Source organism: Streptomyces flavusporus (assembly GCF_046267975.1).
Taxonomy (GTDB): domain Bacteria; phylum Actinomycetota; class Actinomycetes; order Streptomycetales; family Streptomycetaceae; genus Streptomyces; species Streptomyces flavusporus.
Genome location: NZ_CP176503.1, coordinates 1,640,176 through 1,659,150, shown reverse-complemented (window position 1 = coordinate 1,659,150; position 18,975 = coordinate 1,640,176). Strand labels below are relative to the sequence as shown.

General features: G+C 70.8%; 13 protein-coding genes and 1 pseudogene. 11 read left to right on the top strand and 3 right to left on the bottom strand.

The window, feature by feature from the left end:
* Nucleotides 1-215: 215 nt before the first annotated feature.
* Nucleotides 216-1,901 carry a ribonuclease J gene (locus ACKTSN_RS08125; protein WP_409468473.1) on the bottom strand — a complete coding sequence of 562 codons (1,686 nt, stop codon included), beginning with the start codon at nt 1,899-1,901 and terminating at the stop codon, nt 216-218.
* 793 nt (nt 1,902-2,694) lie between these two features.
* Here ACKTSN_RS08125 and ACKTSN_RS08120 point away from each other — a divergent pair.
* Together ACKTSN_RS08120 and ACKTSN_RS08115 are read left to right on the top strand one after the other, a co-directional pair.
* Entirely contained in the window at nt 2,695-2,871 is a 177-nt protein-coding gene (locus ACKTSN_RS08120) for a hypothetical protein (protein ID WP_409468472.1), read from the top strand.
* A 44-nt stretch (nt 2,872-2,915) separates the two neighbouring features.
* A protein-coding gene (locus ACKTSN_RS08115) for an IS3 family transposase (protein WP_409468471.1) occupies nt 2,916-4,096 on the top strand; the annotation gives its coding sequence in 2 pieces (ribosomal slippage) (nt 2,916-3,200 and nt 3,203-4,096; 1,179 coding nt in all).
* A 633-nt stretch (nt 4,097-4,729) separates the two neighbouring features.
* Here the strand turns inward: ACKTSN_RS08115 and ACKTSN_RS08110 are convergent.
* Nucleotides 4,730-4,936: a hypothetical protein gene (locus ACKTSN_RS08110; protein ID WP_409468470.1), complete on the bottom strand. Its 207-nt coding sequence runs from the start codon at nt 4,934-4,936 to the stop codon at nt 4,730-4,732.
* A 265-nt stretch (nt 4,937-5,201) separates the two neighbouring features.
* On the opposite strand from ACKTSN_RS08110, the gene ACKTSN_RS08105 reads away from it, so the two are divergent.
* The gene (locus tag ACKTSN_RS08105; RefSeq protein ID WP_409468469.1) at nt 5,202-6,830 is read left to right on the top strand and encodes an IS200/IS605 family accessory protein TnpB-related protein; all 1,629 of its coding nucleotides are present in this window, start codon (nt 5,202-5,204) and stop codon (nt 6,828-6,830) included.
* Here the strand turns inward: ACKTSN_RS08105 and ACKTSN_RS08100 are convergent.
* Nucleotides 6,755-7,033, bottom strand: a pseudogene (locus ACKTSN_RS08100) (hypothetical protein); the annotation flags it as partial. The gene ACKTSN_RS08105 and the pseudogene ACKTSN_RS08100 sit on opposite strands and share 76 nt — an antisense overlap.
* A gap of 181 nt (nt 7,034-7,214) precedes the next feature.
* On the opposite strand from ACKTSN_RS08100, the gene ACKTSN_RS08095 reads away from it, so the two are divergent.
* The 8 genes from ACKTSN_RS08095 (at nt 7,215) to ACKTSN_RS08060 (ending at nt 18,817) form a co-directional block, all read left to right on the top strand.
* Nucleotides 7,215-7,658: an SRPBCC family protein gene (locus ACKTSN_RS08095; RefSeq protein ID WP_409468468.1), complete on the top strand. Its 444-nt coding sequence runs from the start codon at nt 7,215-7,217 to the stop codon at nt 7,656-7,658.
* A 148-nt stretch (nt 7,659-7,806) separates the two neighbouring features.
* Complete coding sequence (locus ACKTSN_RS08090; protein WP_409468467.1) at nt 7,807-10,212, top strand: MFS transporter; 2,406 nt, start codon at nt 7,807-7,809, stop codon at nt 10,210-10,212.
* 138 nt (nt 10,213-10,350) lie between these two features.
* Nucleotides 10,351-12,831: an ATP-binding SpoIIE family protein phosphatase gene (locus ACKTSN_RS08085; protein ID WP_409468466.1), complete on the top strand. Its 2,481-nt coding sequence runs from the start codon at nt 10,351-10,353 to the stop codon at nt 12,829-12,831.
* A 146-nt stretch (nt 12,832-12,977) separates the two neighbouring features.
* Complete coding sequence (locus tag ACKTSN_RS08080; RefSeq protein ID WP_409468465.1) at nt 12,978-13,703, top strand: class I SAM-dependent methyltransferase; 726 nt, start codon at nt 12,978-12,980, stop codon at nt 13,701-13,703.
* Nucleotides 13,704-13,798: 95 nt separating this feature from the next.
* Nucleotides 13,799-14,632, top strand: coding sequence for a M55 family metallopeptidase (locus ACKTSN_RS08075; RefSeq protein WP_409468464.1), 834 nt, complete (start codon nt 13,799-13,801; stop codon nt 14,630-14,632).
* Nucleotides 14,625-15,929, top strand: a complete 1,305-nt coding sequence (locus ACKTSN_RS08070; RefSeq protein WP_409468463.1) for a M20/M25/M40 family metallo-hydrolase — start codon at nt 14,625-14,627, stop codon at nt 15,927-15,929. Before ACKTSN_RS08075 ends, ACKTSN_RS08070 begins: the two co-directional genes overlap by 8 nt.
* 3 nt (nt 15,930-15,932) lie before the next feature.
* Nucleotides 15,933-17,897, top strand: a complete 1,965-nt coding sequence (locus tag ACKTSN_RS08065; protein WP_409468462.1) for a S9 family peptidase — start codon at nt 15,933-15,935, stop codon at nt 17,895-17,897.
* Nucleotides 17,894-18,817 carry a S66 peptidase family protein gene (locus tag ACKTSN_RS08060; protein WP_409468461.1) on the top strand — a complete coding sequence of 308 codons (924 nt, stop codon included), beginning with the start codon at nt 17,894-17,896 and terminating at the stop codon, nt 18,815-18,817. The genes ACKTSN_RS08065 and ACKTSN_RS08060 overlap by 4 nt, the downstream gene beginning before the upstream one ends.
* Nucleotides 18,818-18,975 lie beyond the last annotated feature (158 nt).

Genomic DNA, 18,975 nt, shown 5'->3' with positions numbered 1-18,975 from the left:
GGCTTCGGCCGCGAGTTCGCGCAGGCGGCCCTGGAGCGCGGCGACAGGGCCGTCGCCCGCAACACCGACTCCCTCGCGGACCTGCTGGCCGCCCACGGCGAGGCGATCCGCCTCGTCGAGCCCGGCGGCTTCGCCACCGTCCGGTCCGGGCGTGCCCGACCTCGATGCTCGCGGGGCCGCGACCGGAATCGGCGACCGTGCTGCCGGGCTGTGGCTCAGGCGTCGATGATGACGGGGATGATGAGGGGCCGGCGGCGGTGGGTGCGGAACGCCCAGTTCGCCACGGCGCGGGCGAGGAGTTGTTCGAGTTGGCGCGCGTCCCCGACGCCTTCCTCGGCCGCGGTGGCCAGGGTCTTCTCGATGACGGGGATGACCGGCTCGAAGGTGGTGTCGTCGTGGACGAAGCCGCGGGCCAGGAAGTCGGGGGCCTCGGCGAGGGCGCCGGTGTCCGCGTCGACGATCGCCACCACCGTGACCACGCCTTCGGCGGCGAGGGTGAGGCGGTCCTTGAGGGACGCTTCGGTGGCGCCGCCGACTTCCATGCCGTCCACGTAGACGTTGCCGGCGGGGACCTTGCCGGTGATGGATGCGCGCCCGTCGACCAGGTCGACGACGACGCCGTCCTCGGCGATGACGACGCGTTCGGGGTCGACGCCGGTACGGATGGCGAGGTCGCCGTTGGCCCGCAGGTGGCGCCATTCGCCGTGCACGGGCATGACGTTGCGGGGCTTGACGATGTTGTAGCAGTAGACGAGTTCACCGGCGCTGGCGTGCCCCGAGACGTGCACCTTGGCGTTGCCCTTGTGCACCACGTGGGCGCCCCACCGGGTGAGACCGTTGATCACCCGGTAGATGGCGTTCTCGTTGCCGGGGATCAAGGAGCTGGCGAGCAGGACCGTGTCGCCCTTGCCGATGCGGATCATGTGGTCGCGGTTGGCCATCCGTGACAGCGCGGCCATCGGCTCGCCCTGGGAGCCGGTGCACACCAGAGTGACCTTGTGGTCCGGGAGCTTTTCCAGCTCCTTGGTGCTCACGACCAGACCGGACGGGACCTTCAGATAGCCCAGGTCACGGGCGATGCCCATGTTACGGACCATCGACCGGCCGACGAAGGCGACCTTGCGGCCGTGCTGGTGGGCGGCGTCCAGGACCTGCTGGATGCGGTGCACATGGCTGGCGAAGCTGGAGACGATGACCCGGCGCGGCGCGGTGCGCATCACCTGCTCGATCGCCGGGTTCAGCTCTCGTTCGGAGGTGGTGAAGCCGGGTACTTCGGCGTTGGTGGAGTCCGTGAGGAACAGGTCCACGCCCTCCTCGCCGAGGCGGGCGAAGGCGCGCAGATCGGTGATGCGGTCGTCGAGAGGGAACTGGTCCATCTTGAAGTCGCCGGTGTGCAGCACCATCCCGGCCCGGGTGCGGATCGCGACCGCGAGGCTGTCGGGGATGGAGTGGTTGACCGCCACGAACTCGCAGTCGAAGGGCCCGAAGCCACGCCGGTCGCCCTCCCGCACCCGCACCGTGCGCGGCCGGATGCCGTGTTCCTTGAGCTTGGCCTCCAGGAATGCCAGCGTCAGCTTGGAGCCGACGACTGGAATGTCGGACCGCTCGCGCAGCAGGTACGGCACGCCGCCGATGTGGTCCTCGTGGCCGTGGGTGAGTACCACGGCCACGATGTCGTCCAGCCGGTCCCGGATCGAGGTGAAGTCCGGCAGGATCACGTCCACGCCGGGCTGGGTCTCCTCGGGGAACAGCACGCCGCAGTCGACGATGAGCAGCTTGCCCGCGTGCTCGAAGACGGTCATGTTGCGGCCGATCTCACCCAGGCCGCCCAGGGCGACGACCCGCAGCCCTCCTTCGGGAAGGGGCGGGGCGGCTTTCAGCTCGGGGTGCGGATGACTCATACCCTGACGGTACCCGGAGAGCGGGACGGGGTGATCCGTGGAATGAGAACGGCCCGCGGAGCGACCTACGATCGTCTGTCATGGGTGTATACGCGAGCCGGAATCGGACGGATGCGGCGCCGAAGCGGGCGGCCGAGCCACAGGCCGAGTTCTTCGAGAGGGTCGCCGGTCCGTTCTGGGACCAGGTTCGGGATGTGATCAACGAATGGTGGTCGCGCTTCCCTGACCAGGCTCAACCCGGCCTGCTCAGCCGGCTGCGGGACCGAAACTCCGACACGAACGTCTACTCTGCGCTGTGGGAATTGTACCTGCACCAGATGTTGCTCGGTTCCGGTTGCAGCGTGGAGGTTGAGCGGCAAACGGGAACAGGTGGCTATAAGCCCGACTTCCTGGTTACGCGCGGTAACGAGCAGTTCGTCGTCGAAGCGATCTGGAAGGCTCAAAAGCGCGACGCTGGGCCTTACTCGCTCCCACCGCAGTTGAGCGATGCCATCGATCGCTTGCCGAGTCCGAACTTCTTCGTATCGTGCGAACTCCATAGCGCCGGTACGGCAACGCCGCCGCAGAGACGGCTGAAGTCCGGGCTCACGCGATGGCTTGCAAGCTTGGACCCCGACCAGGTCATCGCCGACCATGAGCGCAAGGTGCCGCTTCCCAGTCACACTTGGCAAGAGGCTGGCTGGTGCCTCAGTTTCAAGCGATCCCCCGCAGCCCAGGCAAACGTGGCAATCCATCCAGCAGGACAATCGGCGTCTACCCCTCGGCATGGGTGGTCGAGGACGGATCGGAGCGAGTGCTCGACGCCGTCACACACAAGGGTGGGAGGTATGGTGACCTGGAGCTGCCATTCATCGTGGCGGTAGGCCATGCAGCCGACTTCCCCGAAGATGAGGACCTCGAGAGAGCGCTGTACGGGAGTACGGTTGAGTACGCCTACGACAGCGGATGGGACTGCTGCAGGGTTGGGTGACACCTGACCTGGCTTGCTGAGAAGCGGCCTGGAAGGATGTTGCAGTGCCCAAGCCGTATCCGAAGGAGTTCCGCGAGGACGTCGTGCGGGTCGCGCGCAACCGCGAGCCCGGCGTCACCCTGGAACAGATCGCCGCCGATTTCGGCGTCCACCCGATCACGCTGTCGAAGTGGATGCGCCGTGCTGACACCGACGAGGGCGCCAGGCCCGCAACGACGTCGGGTGAGTCGGCCGAGCTGCGCGAGGCCCGCAAACGGATCCGGCTGCTGGAGCAGGAGAACGAGGTACTCAGGAGGGCGGCGGCGTATCTGTCGCAGGCGAACCTGCCGGCAAAATGATGTACCCGCTCGTCCGCGAGCTGGCCGCTTCGGACGCCCCTGTGCGGGTGCCGGTGGCGGTGACGTGCCGGGTGCTGGGGCTGGCCCGCCAGCCCTACTACCGGTGGCTGGCCTGCCCGGTCACCGGCGCCGAACTGGCCGAGGCATACCGGGCCAATGCACTGTTCGACGCACACCGCGACGACCCGGAGTTCGGCCACCGCTTCCTTGCCGACGAGGCCCGCGCCGCGGGCGAGGTGATGGCCGAGCGGACCGCCTGGCGGATCTGCCGGGACAACGGCTGGTGGAGCGCGTTCGGAAAGCGAAGCGGTCGCGGCAAGAACGCCAAGGCCGGGCCGCCGGTCCACGACGATCGAGTGCGACGCAACTTCACCGCCGACGCCCCGAACCGGCTGTGGCTCACTGACATCACCGAGCACCCCACCGGCGAGGGGAAGCTGTACCTGTGCGCGGTCAAGGACGTGTTCTCGGGCCGCATCGTGGGCTATTCCATCGACTCCAGGATGAAGTCCCGCCTCGCGGTCACCGCTCTGCAATCTGCCGTCGCCCGCCGCGGCCAGGTGGCCGGGTGCATTGTGCATTCGGATCGCGGCTCGCAGTTCCGGTCACGGAAGTTCGTGTCCGCTCTCGTCCGGCACGACCTGGTCGGCTCGATGGGCAGGGTCGGGGCGGCGGGCGACAACGCGGCCATGGAGAGCTTCTTTGCGCTGCTGCAGAAGAACGTCCTGGACCGTCAAGTCTGGGCCACCCGGCAGGACTTGCGGATCGCGATCGTGACCTGGATCGAACGCACCTACCACCGACGCCGACGCCAGAGACGCCTGGCCCGATTGACCCCCGTCGAGTACGAGACCATCATGGCCTCACCCGCAGCCCTGGCTGCATAAACCCCGCTGTCACCTGATCACGCAGCAGTCCCAGTCGATAGCATAGGACGTGGCGAACGAGGCCGTGCCGTGGCTGGGAACGCGATTGGCTGGACTGCTCTGGACAAGCCAGCGGCCAGTGAACGGGTAAGCCAAGTCGATCATCACCCTATCGGCGCATCGATTCATGAAACCCCAGCGATGCACTGCAGCGCCCCGTGAACCTCTCCCGTGGAGTGACTCAGCGACAACCTGCTCCAGGCCGTGCCGGAAGCGACCTGGGACGTACCACGGCAAATCGTCAAGGCTCGAAGAATCATAAATGCCCAGTTCAGAGCGCATTTTCTCTTTAGGGCAGGCACCACCCGGGGTCGGCAAGACCATGCTGTCCGTCGAGCTCGGGCGGGTGGCCCTGCCCATGCCCGCCCGTCCTCCCTGCGGCGCACCAAGGCCGCCTGCGCAGACACTCCGAGGTCGCCAGCGCCGTGACGATCACCCGGCTCTACCTCGGAGACGATGGGCGACGTAGCGTTCGGCTCGTTGGGCGGTCCGACGACGGCCGGATCACAGGCTTCATTCGGCCAGCGCATCGCATGCAGAGGTGTCCTGGGCGACTGACGCGTTCCTGAAGTGTGGCTGCTGCTGGTGCGTCGGTTACAGGCGCTTCGCTGTGCGGTCGCGCAGCAGCAGCCACTGACTCGCGTCGGGGCCGCCTGAGCGCGCGGCCGGTCCGTGCAGCAGCACGGCGTAGGCCGTCCTCTCCGCCTTGCTGGGGGCGGCATACTGGCCTGGCGCCTCCGGGGTCGGGAATGACCTCGTCATGCCTTTCCAGGCCTTGTCCGCGTTCGGAGTGCTGAGCATCGGCCCTCCCGGGCTCAATAGGGTCATGCAGTGAAGTACACACACGCGTGCGTGCAGCCCCGATAGGGGTTGTGAGTTGCTGTTGATTGAGTGTGTATGAGTGCGTATGAGCGCGTTCTGGCGCGTGTGAGTGCGTGCCCGGGCTGCGGCCTGCGCGGTTCCCGCGGGGGAACGGGGGTTCCCGGATCGAATGCGTGACCTTTTCGCAGGTGTGGTCGTTGGGTGGGTGACAGGCGTGTCCGGGGCGTGTGGAGGGGGGACGGGGGTGGGTGTGCCGCGTGAGCTGTCGGCGCCGTTCGTCGTCCTCGGCCCGTCCGGTGTCGCGATCCGTACCCGGCTCAAGGGCCTGACCGCTGGGGACGAGGAGGTGCTGCGGCTGGTCGGCGCGCATCTCGGGTCGCTGGCTTCCCGCGGCCTGAAGCGGCGCTGTGCCGATGGACTGGGGCACTCCACGGACACGTGGGCCCGGCGCAAACGCGCTCTGACCGAGCAGTCCTCGGCGCGGTGGGCGGGCAGTATCACCAGGGCCACGCATGACCAGTGGGCGCTGTCGCGGCGTGCGCAGCACGCCCACATCCAGGGCCTGGAGGCCGGTGTGCGCACCATCGCGCACCGGCTGTCGCTGCCGGTCGGCGAGAAGGGGACGAAGCGGGCACCGGGCGGCTACCGCACCCGGCAGGAGTGGTTCGCCAAGACCCGCCGGTTGCACCTTCTGGAGGACCGGCTCGCCGCCGCGCGGGCCGACCGCGAAGCCGGGCGCGTCCGCGTGGTGCGAGGTGGCAAGCGGCTGGCCCGCAACCGTCACAACCCCGAACAAGCGCAGCTCACCGAGGCCGAGTGGCGGCAGCGGTGGGAGGCCGCGCGCTGGTTCTGCCAGGCCGACGGCGAGAGCGGGAAGCGGTTCGGGAACGAGACGATCCGCGTCACCCCGGACGGGGAGGTGAGCATCAGGCTCCCGGCGCCGCTCGCCCACCTGGCCAACCGCGGGCACGGCCGATACGTCCTCACCGGCACCGTCGCCTTCCGCCACCGGGGCGAGGAATGGGCCGACCGGGTGTCGGCGAACCGAGCCGTGGCCTACCGCATCCACATCGATACCGGCCGCGGCCGCTGGTACCTCACCGCCTCGTGGACGATCCCGCCGGTCCGGACCGTACCCCTCGCCCAGGCCCGCACCGGCGGCCTGGTCGGCGTCGACACCAACGCCGATCACCTCGCCGCCTGGCGCCTGGACCAGCACGGCAACCCGGTCGGCGAGCCCCGCCGCTTCTGCTACGACCTCGACGGGCCGGCCGCCCACCGCGACGCCCAGGTACGGCACGCCCTGGTGCGCCTGCTGCACTGGGCCAAGCGGCACGGCCTGAGTATCGCGATCGAGGACCTGGACTTCCAGGCGGACAAGACCAGGGAGAAGCACGGCAGACGGAAGCGGTTCCGCAAGCTGATCTCCGGCATGCCGGTGTCCAGGCTGCGCTCCCGGCTGGTGTCGATGGCGGCCGAACTCGGCATCACCATCGTGGCCGTTGACCCGGCATACACGTCCCAGTGGGGCGCCCAGCACTGGCAGAAGCCCCTCACCAGCAACCAGCGCGCCACCACGCGGCATGATGCCGCCTCGGTGGCGATCGGAAGGCGCGCCCTCGGGCACCCGATCCGGCGCCGGACGGCACCGCCCCACGACGACCGGAGCGATCGTCATGGGCATCGGACCGCCCAGGCCGGACCGGGCACCCAGGGGCGTGAGGAATCCCGCCCCCGCATCCCCGGACCACGGACACGATCCGACGGCGCCGGACGCGGAGCGAAAGCGGGGGACCAGCGTGCCCAACACCGTTCGGGGCACGCGGCTGAGCATGGGCTCTGGCAACAGGACTCACTCCCGCTCAGCCCGTAGGAACGGTTCACGGTCCACTCGAACGGCATGCGGGAGGCCCCGGGCACCCGGTTGAGGATCGAGCGGGCCCGCACCTCGTGGAAGGTGATCCCGCGGAACTCGGGCGTGTCGAAGGTCCTGGTCACCACCGCGTCCGCGCCGAACAGCGCGGCGTCGGCCCGGCTGTGCTCGCCGGACCCCGGGGTGAGGTTCTCCCAGCGCATGACGCCTCCTCGGGGTCGCTCGGCACAGAATAGAACAACCGTTCCCATGATCGTGCGAGCGTCACTCCCGATCGCGTCACGGAACCCGATCGATCACTTCCGTGCTCCCGATTTGGGCAGCCGGGTGCCGGGGTGGTTGGCTGTGCCGCAACCCCGAGAACTCAGGTGCTGGAGGAACGCAATGGCGCAGGTCGAGGCCACTACGGAGCGGGTCGTCGCGGCGGACCCGGAGACGGTGTTCGACACCCTCGCCGACTACGCCGGCACGCGGGCGAGGCTGCTGCCCGAGCACTTCAGCGAATACGAGGTGCGCGAGGGCGGTGACGGTGAGGGCACCCTCGTCCACTGGCGCCTCCAGGCCACCAGCAAGCGCGTCCGCGACTGCCTCCTGGAGGTCAGTGAGCCGACCGACGGCGAGCTCGTCGAGAAGGACCGCAACTCCTCCATGGTCACCGTCTGGCGGGTCACCCCGGCCGGCGAGGGCAGGTCCCGGGTGGTCGTGACCACCACCTGGACGGGCGCCGGAGGCATCGGTGGCTTCTTCGAGAAGACCTTCGCGCCCAAGGGTCTCGCCCGGATCTACGACGCGGTGCTCGCCAAGCTGGCCGCCGAGGTCGAGAAGTGATCAAGGGGCAATCCCTCAGGGGTCGTTGAGGTCTCACCGGTTCGAGTGGACCTCCTGGCCGGCCGGCATGATTCCGTAACTCGTCGCGCTTGCTCGTGGTTGTCGCTTTACGCGGCAATTGTGTGGCGGTGCGACGAGGGGAGCGGTAGTGGGCGGGACGACTCTGGTGCAGGACGGACCAGTTGCGACGGCACCCCCACACCTCCCTGCCCCACCGCCGGTCCTGACCGCCGAACTCAGCCCGCGCCGGGTGCGGTTGGTCTTCCTCGGGCTGATGCTCGCGCTGCTGCTCGCCGCCCTGGAGCAGATGATCGTCGCCACCGCGCTCCCGAGGATCGTCGGTGAGCTGCACGGCCTGGACAAAATGTCCTGGGCGATCACCGCCTACCTGCTCACGGCCACCATCGGACTGCCGATCTACGGCAAGCTCGGCGATCTCCTCGGCCGCAAGGGCGTCTTCCAGTTCGCCATCGTCGTCTTCGTCGTCGGCTCCGCGCTCGCCGGCCGCGCGCAGACCATGGAACAGCTGATCGCCTTCCGCGCGGTGCAGGGCGTCGGCGCGGGCGGGCTCATGATCGGCGTCCAGGCGATCATCGCGGACATCGTGCCGCCCCGGCAGCGGGGCAGGTTCATGGGGCTGATCGGCGCGGCGTTCGGCCTCGCCTCGGTGGCCGGGCCCCTGCTGGGCGGCTACTTCACCGATCATCTCTCCTGGCGCTGGTGCTTCTACATCAACGTGCCCTTCGGCCTGATCACCATGGCCGTCGTCGCCGTCGTGCTGAAACTTCCCAAGCCGACCGCCAAACCCCGCCTCGACATCCTCGGTGCGCTCCTCCTCGCCGCCGCCTCCACCTGCCTGGTCCTGCTGACCAGTTGGGGCGGCACCGAGTACGCCTGGGACTCGGACGTCATCCTCGCGCTCGCCGCCGGGGCCGCGGCCACCACCGTGCTCTTCCTCGTGGCCGAGCACTTCGCCGCCGAACCCCTCATCCCGCTGCGGCTGTTCCGCGACTCCGTCTTCAACATCACCGGCCTGGTGGGCCTGGTGGTCGGCGTCGCCCTCTTCGGCGCCGCCAGCTACCTGCCGACGTTCCTTCAGATGGTGGACGGGGCGAGCGCCACCGAGTCCGGGCTGCTGATGCTGCCTATGATGGGCGGCATCGTCGGCGCCTCGATCATCTCCGGGCAGCTCATCAGCAGCACCGGCCGCTACCGGATCCACCCGATCATCGGCGGCGCCCTCTCCGTCGTCGGCATGTGGCTGCTCTCCCGGCTCGAAGCCGACACGCCCCGGCTGCACTACAGCATCTGGATGGCCGTCCTCGGCGCCGGGATCGGCATGGTGATGCCGGTCCTGATCCTCGCCGTGCAGAACTCCGTGCGCCCCGCCGACCTCGGCACCGCCACCAGCGCCAACAACTACTTCCGGCAGATCGGCGGCAGCGTCGGCGCCGCGATCTTCGGCACCCTCTTCGCCGACCGGCTCACCGACTCCCTGCGCGAACACCTCCCCACGCGCGCGGACGCCGGTCTGCCCGACCCCGAGTCCATCACCCCCGAGCTCGTCCACGCGCTGCCCCCGGCGCTGCGCGAGGGCTACATCCAGGCCTACGCCGACGCCATGCCGAGGATCTTCCTCTACCTCGTGCCGGTGCTCGTCCTCGGGCTGCTCATCTCGTTCTTCCTCAAGGAGACCCCCCTGTTGACCAGTACAGCGTCCCCCCACGCCCCCACCACCGACCCGGAGGCAGCTCAGGTGAACGCCCCCATCCCGCACGCCCGTTCGCCGTACGCCGCCGGAATCGCCGTCTGCGGCACCGTGCAGCACTCCGACGGGACCGTCGTGCCCCGCGCCGCGCTCACGCTCATCGACGTCGCCGGACAGCAGATCGGGCGGGGCGCGAGCGGTGAGGACGGACGGTACGCGCTGGCCACGCCCGGCTCGGGGGCATACGTCCTGATCGCCGCGGCCGGCGGCCACCAGCCGCAGGCCGTCTCCGTGACCGTCGGCGAACGCCCCGTCGAACTGGACGTCGTCCTCGGCGGCGCCGGACGCCTCGCCGGCAGCGTGCTCACCGCGGACGGCAGCCCCGTGCGCGACGCCACCGTCACCCTGACCAACGCGCACGGTGAGGTCGTCGCCAGTACCCGCAGCGGACGCGAGGGCGGCTATGCCATCACCGAGCTGGTGGCGGGCGAGTACACGCTCGCCGCGAGTGCTCCCGCGTTCCGGCCGGCCGCCCTCCCGGTCACCGTCCAGGCGGCCCGCGAGACCCGGCAGGACATCGAACTCGCCGGCGGCGCCGTGCTGCGCGGCACGGTGCGGGCGAGCGGCGGGCGGCCTGTGGGGGACGCGCGGGTGACCCTGCTGGACGCGGCCGGCAACGTGGTCGACACGCTCACCACCGGGGCTGACGGAACGTTCCGGTTCGTCGATCTGTCCTCCGGCGAGTACACCGTCATCGCGGCCGGATATCCGCCCGTGGCCACCGTGCTGCAAGTGGCGGGCGGGGGACGCACGGAACGCGACCTTCAGCTGGGCCACGAGGACTGAACCGCCCGTCGGCGCGGCGTGCGCCCGCGCGGTCCGGCGACATCAATTCCCGCATTGCCGCACATCCTGGACGGGTGCCGCCGTACGGTGGTGCGGGGTACAGATCTTGCACAGCCGTGGGGAGAGGGGGCCTGGGCCATGGACCGTGGCACCGACCGGGAAGCACCTCCCAGCCACCTGGCCGGGAGCGGTGCGCCGACGGGGCATGGCCCTTCCGGCCGCATTCCGCTGGCCGTGGTGGTGGTGGACTGTGACGGCCTGGTCTCCCACTGGAGCACCGGCGCGCGACGGCTGTTCGGCGCCGCCAAGGAGGCCGCGATCGGCCGGCCGGTGGCCGACCTGCTGCCCGTCTCCGGAGCGCTGCCCGAGGGCCCCGAGGACGGGGAGGGCACCCCGTACGGGCCGTACGGCAGCTACGACGGCCTCGGCCCCGACCTGGAGGCCTCCCTCGACGGCGGGCTGTCCTACCCGGCCGCGGGCAGCGCCCGCATCACCGTGCCCGAGGGCGACCGGGTCGACGTCCTGTGGTGGGCGTATCCGCTGGTGGGACCCAGCAGGGAGCGGCTGCTCGTGCTCGCCGCCGACGCGGCCGGGCTGCGCCCGGACACCGCAGAGGAGCACGCCGGCGTCGCCGCCGTCGAACGGATCGCGCCCGGCTTCGCCCTGCACACCGACTTCCCAGGCGCCGATGAACTCGCCGGCAGGCTCCCCGAGATCCTGCCCAGCATGAGCGTCGGGGAGAGCGCCCGGATCGTCGCCCAGGTCCTCGAACTGGGCTATCCGATCCTGGAGTTCAGCCAGAACGACCGGGTGCCCATCACCCCCGACTGGGGTGTGCCCCGGCGGGCCGAGCGCAAGGCCCGCCGCGAACGCCTCGCCCGGGCTGTCGCCGCCGGTGAGCCCGTGCCCGAGGAACTGCGCGACGAGACCGAGGACCTGGAACACGCCGCCGTGCGTGAGCGGCTGGAGTTTCTCAACGCGGTCAGCAGCAGGATCGGCACCTCGCTCGACCTGGCACAGACCATCATCGAGGTCAGCAAGGCCGTCGTGCCGCGCTTCACGGACGTGGCCTGCACGTATCTGCGCGAACACGTCGTCGCCGGAGAGGGGTTCCCCGACGGCGTGCCGGACACCACCACCATGTGGCACCGGGTCGCCCTCGAGCACACCGACGAACCGGGCCGCTGGGAGGACGTCGTGCCGGTCGGCGAGGCCATGCCGTTCCCGGCAGATACGCCTTTCTTCCAGTGCATGACCACCGGCGAGCCGATCCTCATCCCACGCATCAGCGAGGAGATGGGGCACGCCATCGCCTCCCAGTTCGACAAGCGCGACATCCGGCCCCTCATCACCCATCGCTCCATGCTGATCGTGCCCCTGAAGGCCCGCAACGTGGTGCTCGGTTTCATGGCCCTGATGCGCCACCCGGAGCGGCCCGTCTTCAACGACATGGACCGCGTCACGGGCGCCGAACTCGCCGCCCGCGCGGGCCTCGTGCTCGACAACGCGCGCATGTACACCTACCAGGAGAACGTCGCCGAGACCCTCCAGGACAGCATGCTGCCGCACATCCCGCCGCGCATGGCGGGCTGCGACATCGCCACCCGCTATCTGCCCGGCACGATGCTCGGGCGGGTCGGCGGCGACTGGTTCGACTCGGTGAAGCTGCCCGGCGCCCGCACCGCGTTCGTCGTGGGCGACGTCATGGGTCACGGCCTCAACTCCGCTGCCATGATGGGCCAGTTGCGGACCGCCGTGCAGACCATGGCCGCCCTGAACCTGCCGCCCGCCCAGCTGCTGCGCAACCTCGACGACCTCGCCCAGCGGCTGGGCGACACCTACCTGGCGACCTGTCTGTACGCCGTCTACGACCCGATCGCGAGCGAGCTGCACCTGGCCAACGCGGGCCATATTCCGCCGGTGCTGGTGCGGGCCGAGGACGGGCGCAGTGAACTGCTCGACCTGCCCACGGGTGCGCCCATCGGCGTCGGCGGGGTGCCCTTCGAGGCGGTACGCGTGCGCGTGCAGCCCGGCGACCGGCTGGTGATGTGCACCGACGGGCTGGTCGAGGTGCGCGGCGAGGACATCGGCGTCGGCCTCGCCACGCTGTGCGAGTCCGCCGCGCACCCGGCCGCGTCCATGGACGACGCCTGCGACACCATCATCCACGCCCTCAACACTCGCGGCGGCCGCAAGGACGACGTGGCGCTGCTGATGGCCCGCCTGAACGGCATCGAACCCGGCGACGTCGTCGAATGGCGGCTCGCCCTCGACCCGGCCGAGGTGGGCCGGGCCCGCGCCGCCGTCCGCGAGCAGCTGCACGACTGGGGTCTGGCCCGGCTGGCGGACAGCGCCGAGCTGATGGTCAGCGAACTCGTCACCAACGCGGTACGGCACTCCCACCGCCGGCCCGTCGAGCTGCGTCTGGTGCGCGGCGACACGCTGCTGTGCGAGGTGGACGACGACGATCACGACCTGCCGACGCTGCGGGGCGCCGGGCCCGGCGACGAGGCGGGGCGCGGACTGCGCGTGGTCAGCACCCTCGCGCGCGAGTGGGGCGCCAGCCGAAGGGGTGCGGGCAAGACGGTCTGGTTCGAGCTCACGCTGCCGCGCCGCTGAACCGTCGGACGCAGGCGCAGGGCCGTAGGCCTGTCGAACGAGCCGTGAAGGTATGCACCGTGTGCTTGTGACCGTGCCCCGGGCGCGATACACCGTACTGGCCCGTCACTTACGGGGGGATCGGCGTCGGACCTGGGGAGTTGGCCATGAGCGTGACGAGTCGGTACCGGGAGGCCTGGGAGGCGTTCTGGCGTGAGGCGCCCCGCGAGCAGGGCGCCGTGTTCTGGGACGCCGAGCCCGCGCTCACCGCGGGCCGCCACCTCGCCCTGTTCGAGCCGCACCTGACCGACCCCGCCCTGCCCGTGGTCGACCTGGGCTGCGGCAACGGCACCCAGACCCGCTACCTCGCCGACCGCTTCCGGCGCGTCCTCGGCGTCGACCTGTCCGTGGCGGCCGTCGAGCACGCCCGGTACGGGGATCCCGCCGGGCAGGCGGGTTACCGAGCACTGGACGCCGCCGAGAAGAGCGAGACCGAGGCGCTGCACGCGGAACTCGGCGACACCAACGTCTATATGCGCGGTGTACTCCACCAGTGCGAGTCCGACGACCGGCAGCCACTGGTGGACGGCATCGCCACCCTCGTCGGCACCCGCGGCCGGGTCTTCCTCGTCGAGCTCGCCGAGGCCGCCGGTGCCGTCCTGCGCTCTCTGGCCCAGGGCCCCGCCGGCCCGCCGGCCAAGCTCGCCCCCGTCTTCCGGCACGGCATCGCCCCCGGCGAGGTCGCCGACGCCGCCGTGCCCGACTACCTGCGGGCGGCCGGGCTCACCGTGCTGGCGAGTGGTGAACTGCCCCTGACGACCACGGAGTCCGGCCCGGACGGCGCCAGGATCGAACTGCCGTCGAAGTGGCTGGTGGCGGGCCGGGAGGGCTGACCGCACGCGTCCCGCTTCACCGGCGCCGCCGACCGCTTTTCGCCGGTGGGCCCCCTCCTGGTCGTGCGCTGATTCTCCGCGTAACGTGACGCACCATGAAGATCCTCATCAGCGCCGACATGGAGGGCGCCACCGGTGTCACCTGGCCGGCCGACGTGTTGCCGGGGACACCGCAGTGGGAGCGGTGTCGTTCGATGTTCACGTCGGACGTCAACGCCGCGGTGCTCGGCTTCTACGACGGAGGTGCCGACGCGGTCGTCGTCAACGAGGCGCACTGGACCATGCGGAACCTGCTGTTGGAGCGCCTGGACGAACGGGTCGAAATGCTCACCGGACGGCACAAGTCGCTGTCCATGGTCGAGGGCGTGCAGCACGGCGACGTGGACGGTATCGCGTTCGTCGGCTACCACGCCGGCGCCGGAGCGGAGGGCGTGCTCGCACACACCTACCTCGCGAACTCGATCACCGGGGTGTGGCTGAACGACGTCCGCGCGAGTGAGGGACTGCTGAACGCGCATGTCGTCGCCGAGTACGGGGTACCGGTGATCCTCGTGACGGGGGACGACGTGGCCTGCGAGGACGCGCTCGGGTATGCGCCCGAGGCGTTGAAGGTCGCTGTGAAGGACCATGTGTCGCGATATGCGGCGGTGTGCCGTACGCCGGCCAGGACCGCCGCCGACATCCGGGCCGCGGCGAAGGAGGCGGCCGCCCTGGCGGTGCGTCATGAGCCGGTCAGGGGCGGCCCGTACACCGTGGCGGTCGAGTTCGACGCCGAACATCTGGCCATGGCCGCGACCGTCGTGCCGGGCGTGGACCGGAGCGGGGAACGGAAAGTGGCGTACACCAGCGAGACCATGTACGAGGGCATCCGTACCTTCAAGGCGGTCACCACTCTCGTCTCGGCCGCCGTGGAGGAGCAGTATGGCTGACCAGCGGGCCCTGGACGAGGTCGTCGAGTTCACCTCCGACCTGATCCGTATCGACACCACCAACCGGGGCGGCGGCGACTGCCGGGAACGGCCGGCCGCCGAGTACGCGGCGGCGCGGCTCGCGGAGACGGGACTGGAGCCCGTGCTGCTGGAGCGCACCGAGGGGCGGACCAACGTCGTCGCCCGCATCGAGGGCACCGACCCCTCGGCGGACGCGCTGCTCGTCCACGGGCACCTGGACGTCGTACCCGCCGAAGCCGCCGACTGGAGCGTGCACCCGTTCTCCGGGGAGATCCGGGATGGGGTCGTCTGGGGGCGGGGCGCGGTCGACATGAAGAACATGGACGCGATGATCCTCGCCGTCGTCCGGGCCTGGGCCCGGGAGGGTCTACGGCCCCGGCGGGACATCGTGATCGCGTTCACCGCGGACGAGGAGGCCAGCGCCGAGGACGGTGCCGAGTTCCTCGCCACGCGGCACGCCGAGCTGTTCGAGGGGTGCACGGAGGGCATCAGCGAGTCCGGGGCGTTCACCTTCCACGACGGCAGCGGCCGGGAGATCTATCCGATCGCCGCCGGTGAGCGCGGCACGGGCTGGCTGAAGCTCACCGCGCGCGGGCGCGCCGGACACGGCTCCAAGGTGAACCGCGAGAACGCGGTGACCCGGCTGGCCGCCGCGATCGCCCGGATCGGCGCGCACGAGTGGCCGCTCAGGCTGACCCCGACCGTGCGCGCGGCCCTCACCGAACTCGCCGCGCTGTACGGCATCGACACGGACCTCTCCGATGTCGACGCGCTCCTGGACAAGCTCGGCCCGGCCGGAAAGCTCGTCGAGCACACCGTCCGCAGCAGCGCCAACCCGACCATGCTGACCGCCGGCTACAAGATCAACGTCATTCCGGGCGAGGCCGTCGCGTATGTCGACGGACGCTTCCTGCCGGGCGGCGAGGACGAGTTCCGCACCACCCTCGACCTGCTGACCGGGCCGGACGTGGACTGGGAGTACGAGCACCGCACGGTGGCCCTGCAGGCGCCCGTGGACTCGACGACGTACGCGAAGATGCGGGCCGCCGTCGAGGAGTTCGCGCCCGAGGGGCATGTGGTGCCGTACTGCATGTCGGGAGGCACCGACGCCAAGCAGTTCTCGCAGCTCGGCATCACCGGCTACGGCTTCGCGCCGCTGAAGCTCCCGGAGGGCTTCGACTACCAGGCCCTCTTCCACGGGGTCGACGAGCGCGTCCCGGTCGAGGCGCTGCACTTCGGCGTCCGCGTCCTCGACCGGTTCCTGCGGAGCGCCTAGAGCATGGGGGAGAACGTGCAGACCATGGCGTACGGTTCCTGGCCCTCGCCGATCGACGCGGCGCTCGCCGCCGCGCACGACGGCCATCCCGAGTACGTGGGCTTCGTCGGTGACGAGGCCTGGTGGACCGAGCCGCGGCCCGCCGAGGGGGGCCGGCGCACACTGGTGCGCAGGCATGCCGACGGCGTGGAGGAGTCCGTGCTGCCCGCTCCGTGGAACGTGCGCAGCCGGGTCATCGAGTACGGCGGACAGCCCTGGGCCGGAGACCTCGTCGACGGCCGGCCGCTGGTGGTGTTCGTGCACTTCGCCGACCAGCGGCTGTACCGCTACGAGCCGGGGAGCGAGCCGCGCCCGTTGACGCCCGTGTCCCCGGTGGGCGGCGGGCTGCGCTGGGCCGATCCGCAGCTGCGGCCGGAGCGCGGTGAGGTGTGGTGCGTGCTGGAGGAGTTCACCGGTGACGGACCCACCGACGTGCGGCGCGTGCTGGCCGCGGTGCCGCTGGACGGCTCCGCCGCCGAGGACCGGGACGCCGTGCGGGAACTCACCGACGACCGGCACCGTTTCGTCACCGGTCCCCGCCTCTCGCCCGACGGACGGCACGCGGCCTGGCTGGCCTGGGACCATCCGCGCATGCCGTGGGACGGCACGGAGCTGGTGCTCGCCGAGGTCGGATCCGACGGGACGCTCCTCGCGCCCCGCACGGTCGCCGGCGGCCCTCAGGAGTCGATCGCCCAGGTCGACTTCGCGACCGACGGCTCCCTGCTGTACAGCAGCGACCACACCGGCTGGTGGAACATCTACCGCGACGGTGAACCGCTGTGCCCGCGCGAGGAGGAGTTCGGCGGACCGCTGTGGAAGCTCGGGCACCGCTGGTTCGCCCCGCTGGACAGCGGGCTCATCGCCGTCGTGCACGGGCGCGGCGCGACCGCCCTCGGGATACTGGACCCCGAGACCGGCGAGGTCGTCGACGCGGCCGGCCCCTGGACCGAGTTCGCGCCCACCCTCGCGGTGCACGGCGAGCGGATCGTCGGCGTCGGGGCCAGCCCGCGCAGCGCCTATGAGGTGGTGGAGCTGGACGCCCGGACCGGCCGGGCCCGGGTGATCGGCGCCGAGCACGACGACGCCGTGGACCCGGCGTACTACCCCGAACCGCAGATCCGCACCTTCACCGGCCCCGCCGGACGCGAGATCCACGCGCATGTCTACCCGCCGCACAACCCCGGCTGCATCGCGTCCGGCGCCGAGCTGCCGCCGTACGTGGTCTGGGCGCACGGCGGCCCCACCGGACGCGCACCGCTCGTCCTCGACCTGGCCATCGCCTACTTCACCTCCCGCGGCATCGGCGTCGCCGAGGTCAACTACGGCGGGTCCACCGGGTACGGCCGCGCCTACCGGGACCGGCTGCGTGAGCAGTGGGGTGTCGTCGATGTGGAGGACTGCGCGGCTGTTGCGCTCGCGCTGGCCGACGAGGGCACCGCCGACCGTGACCGGCTCGCGGTGCGTGGCGGCAGCGCGGGCGGCTGGACCGCGGCGGTGTCCCTCGCCACGACCGACGTCTACGCCTGCGGCACGATCATCTACCCGATCCTCGACCTCACCGGCTGGGGCACGGGGGAGACCCACGACTTCGAGTCGCAGTACCTGGAGAGCCTGGTCGGGCCGCTCGCCGAGGTGCCCGGACGGTACGTGGAACGCTCGCCCGCCGAGCACGCCGACCGCATCACCGCGCCCTTCCTGCTGCTCCAGGGCCTGGACGACGTGATCTGCCCGCCCGCGCAGAGCGAGCGGTTCCTGGCCCGCATGGAGGGCGGACGGGTGCCGCACGCATACATCGCCTTCGAGGGGGAGGGACACGGGTTCCGGCGGGCCGACACGATGATCCGCGCCCTGGAGGCCGAACTGTCCCTGTACGCCCAGGTGTTCGGGCTGAACCCGCGCGGCGTTCCCACGTTGGAGCTGGCCAAGTGAAGGAACTCCTGCGTCCGGCCCGGCTCGCCCCCGGCGCCCGTGTGGCCGTCGTCGCCCCCAGCGGACCGGTGCCGGAGCAGCGGCTGCAGGCCGGACTCGACGTGCTGCGCGGCTGGGACCTCGACCCGGTGACGGCGCCCCATGTGCTGGACCGGCACGGGACGTTCGACTACCTGGCGGGCACGGACGCCGACCGGGCCGCCGACTTCCAGGCGGCCTGGTGCGATCCGTCCGTGGACGCCGTGCTGTGCGCCCGCGGCGGGTACGGGGTGCAGCGGATGGTCGACCTGCTGGACTGGGAGGCGCTGCGGGCGGCCGGGCCGAAGCTGCTCGTCGGCTTCAGCGACATCACGGCGCTGCACGAGGCGTTCGCCGTGCGGCTGGGCCTGGTCACGCTGCACGGGCCGATGGCGGCGGGCGTCGACTTCATCAAGAACGCGCGGGCGCAGGAGCACCTCAAGGCCACGCTGTTCGCGCCGGAGACGGTCCGCACGATCGCCTCCGGCGGTACGGCCCTGGTTCCCGGCCGGGCGCGGGGTGTCGTCCTGGGCGGATGCCTCTGCCTGCTCGCCGCGGAACTGGGCACTTCGCACGCCCGTCACTCCGCGCGCGGCGGGCTGCTCTGTCTGGAGGACGTGGGGGAGGAGACGTACCGTCTGGACCGCTACCTCACCCAACTGCTCCGGGCCGGCTGGCTCGACGGGGTGTGTGGGGTGCTGCTCGGGTCGTGGGAGCGATGCGATGCCTACGACCGGGTGCGCGCCCTGCTCGTCGACCGGCTCGGCGGGCTCGGGGTTCCCGTGGTCGAGGAGTTCGGATTCGGGCACTGCGACGGGGCGTTGACGATTCCGTTCGGGGTTGCGGCCGAGCTGGACGCGGACACGGGCACCTTGACGCTGGACGAGCCCGCTCTGCGCTGAGCAGCGGAACTGAAATTCCGTCAGGAAACTCCGATCACGGTGATTGACCCGTCCTGACACGTGTCACAACATGATTACCGGCCTGCACCTACTGGTCGGTATTCGTGTTGTCCGGTTGTCCTCGTTCCCCAGGTTCTCCGGTTGCCCTCAGTGTGGAG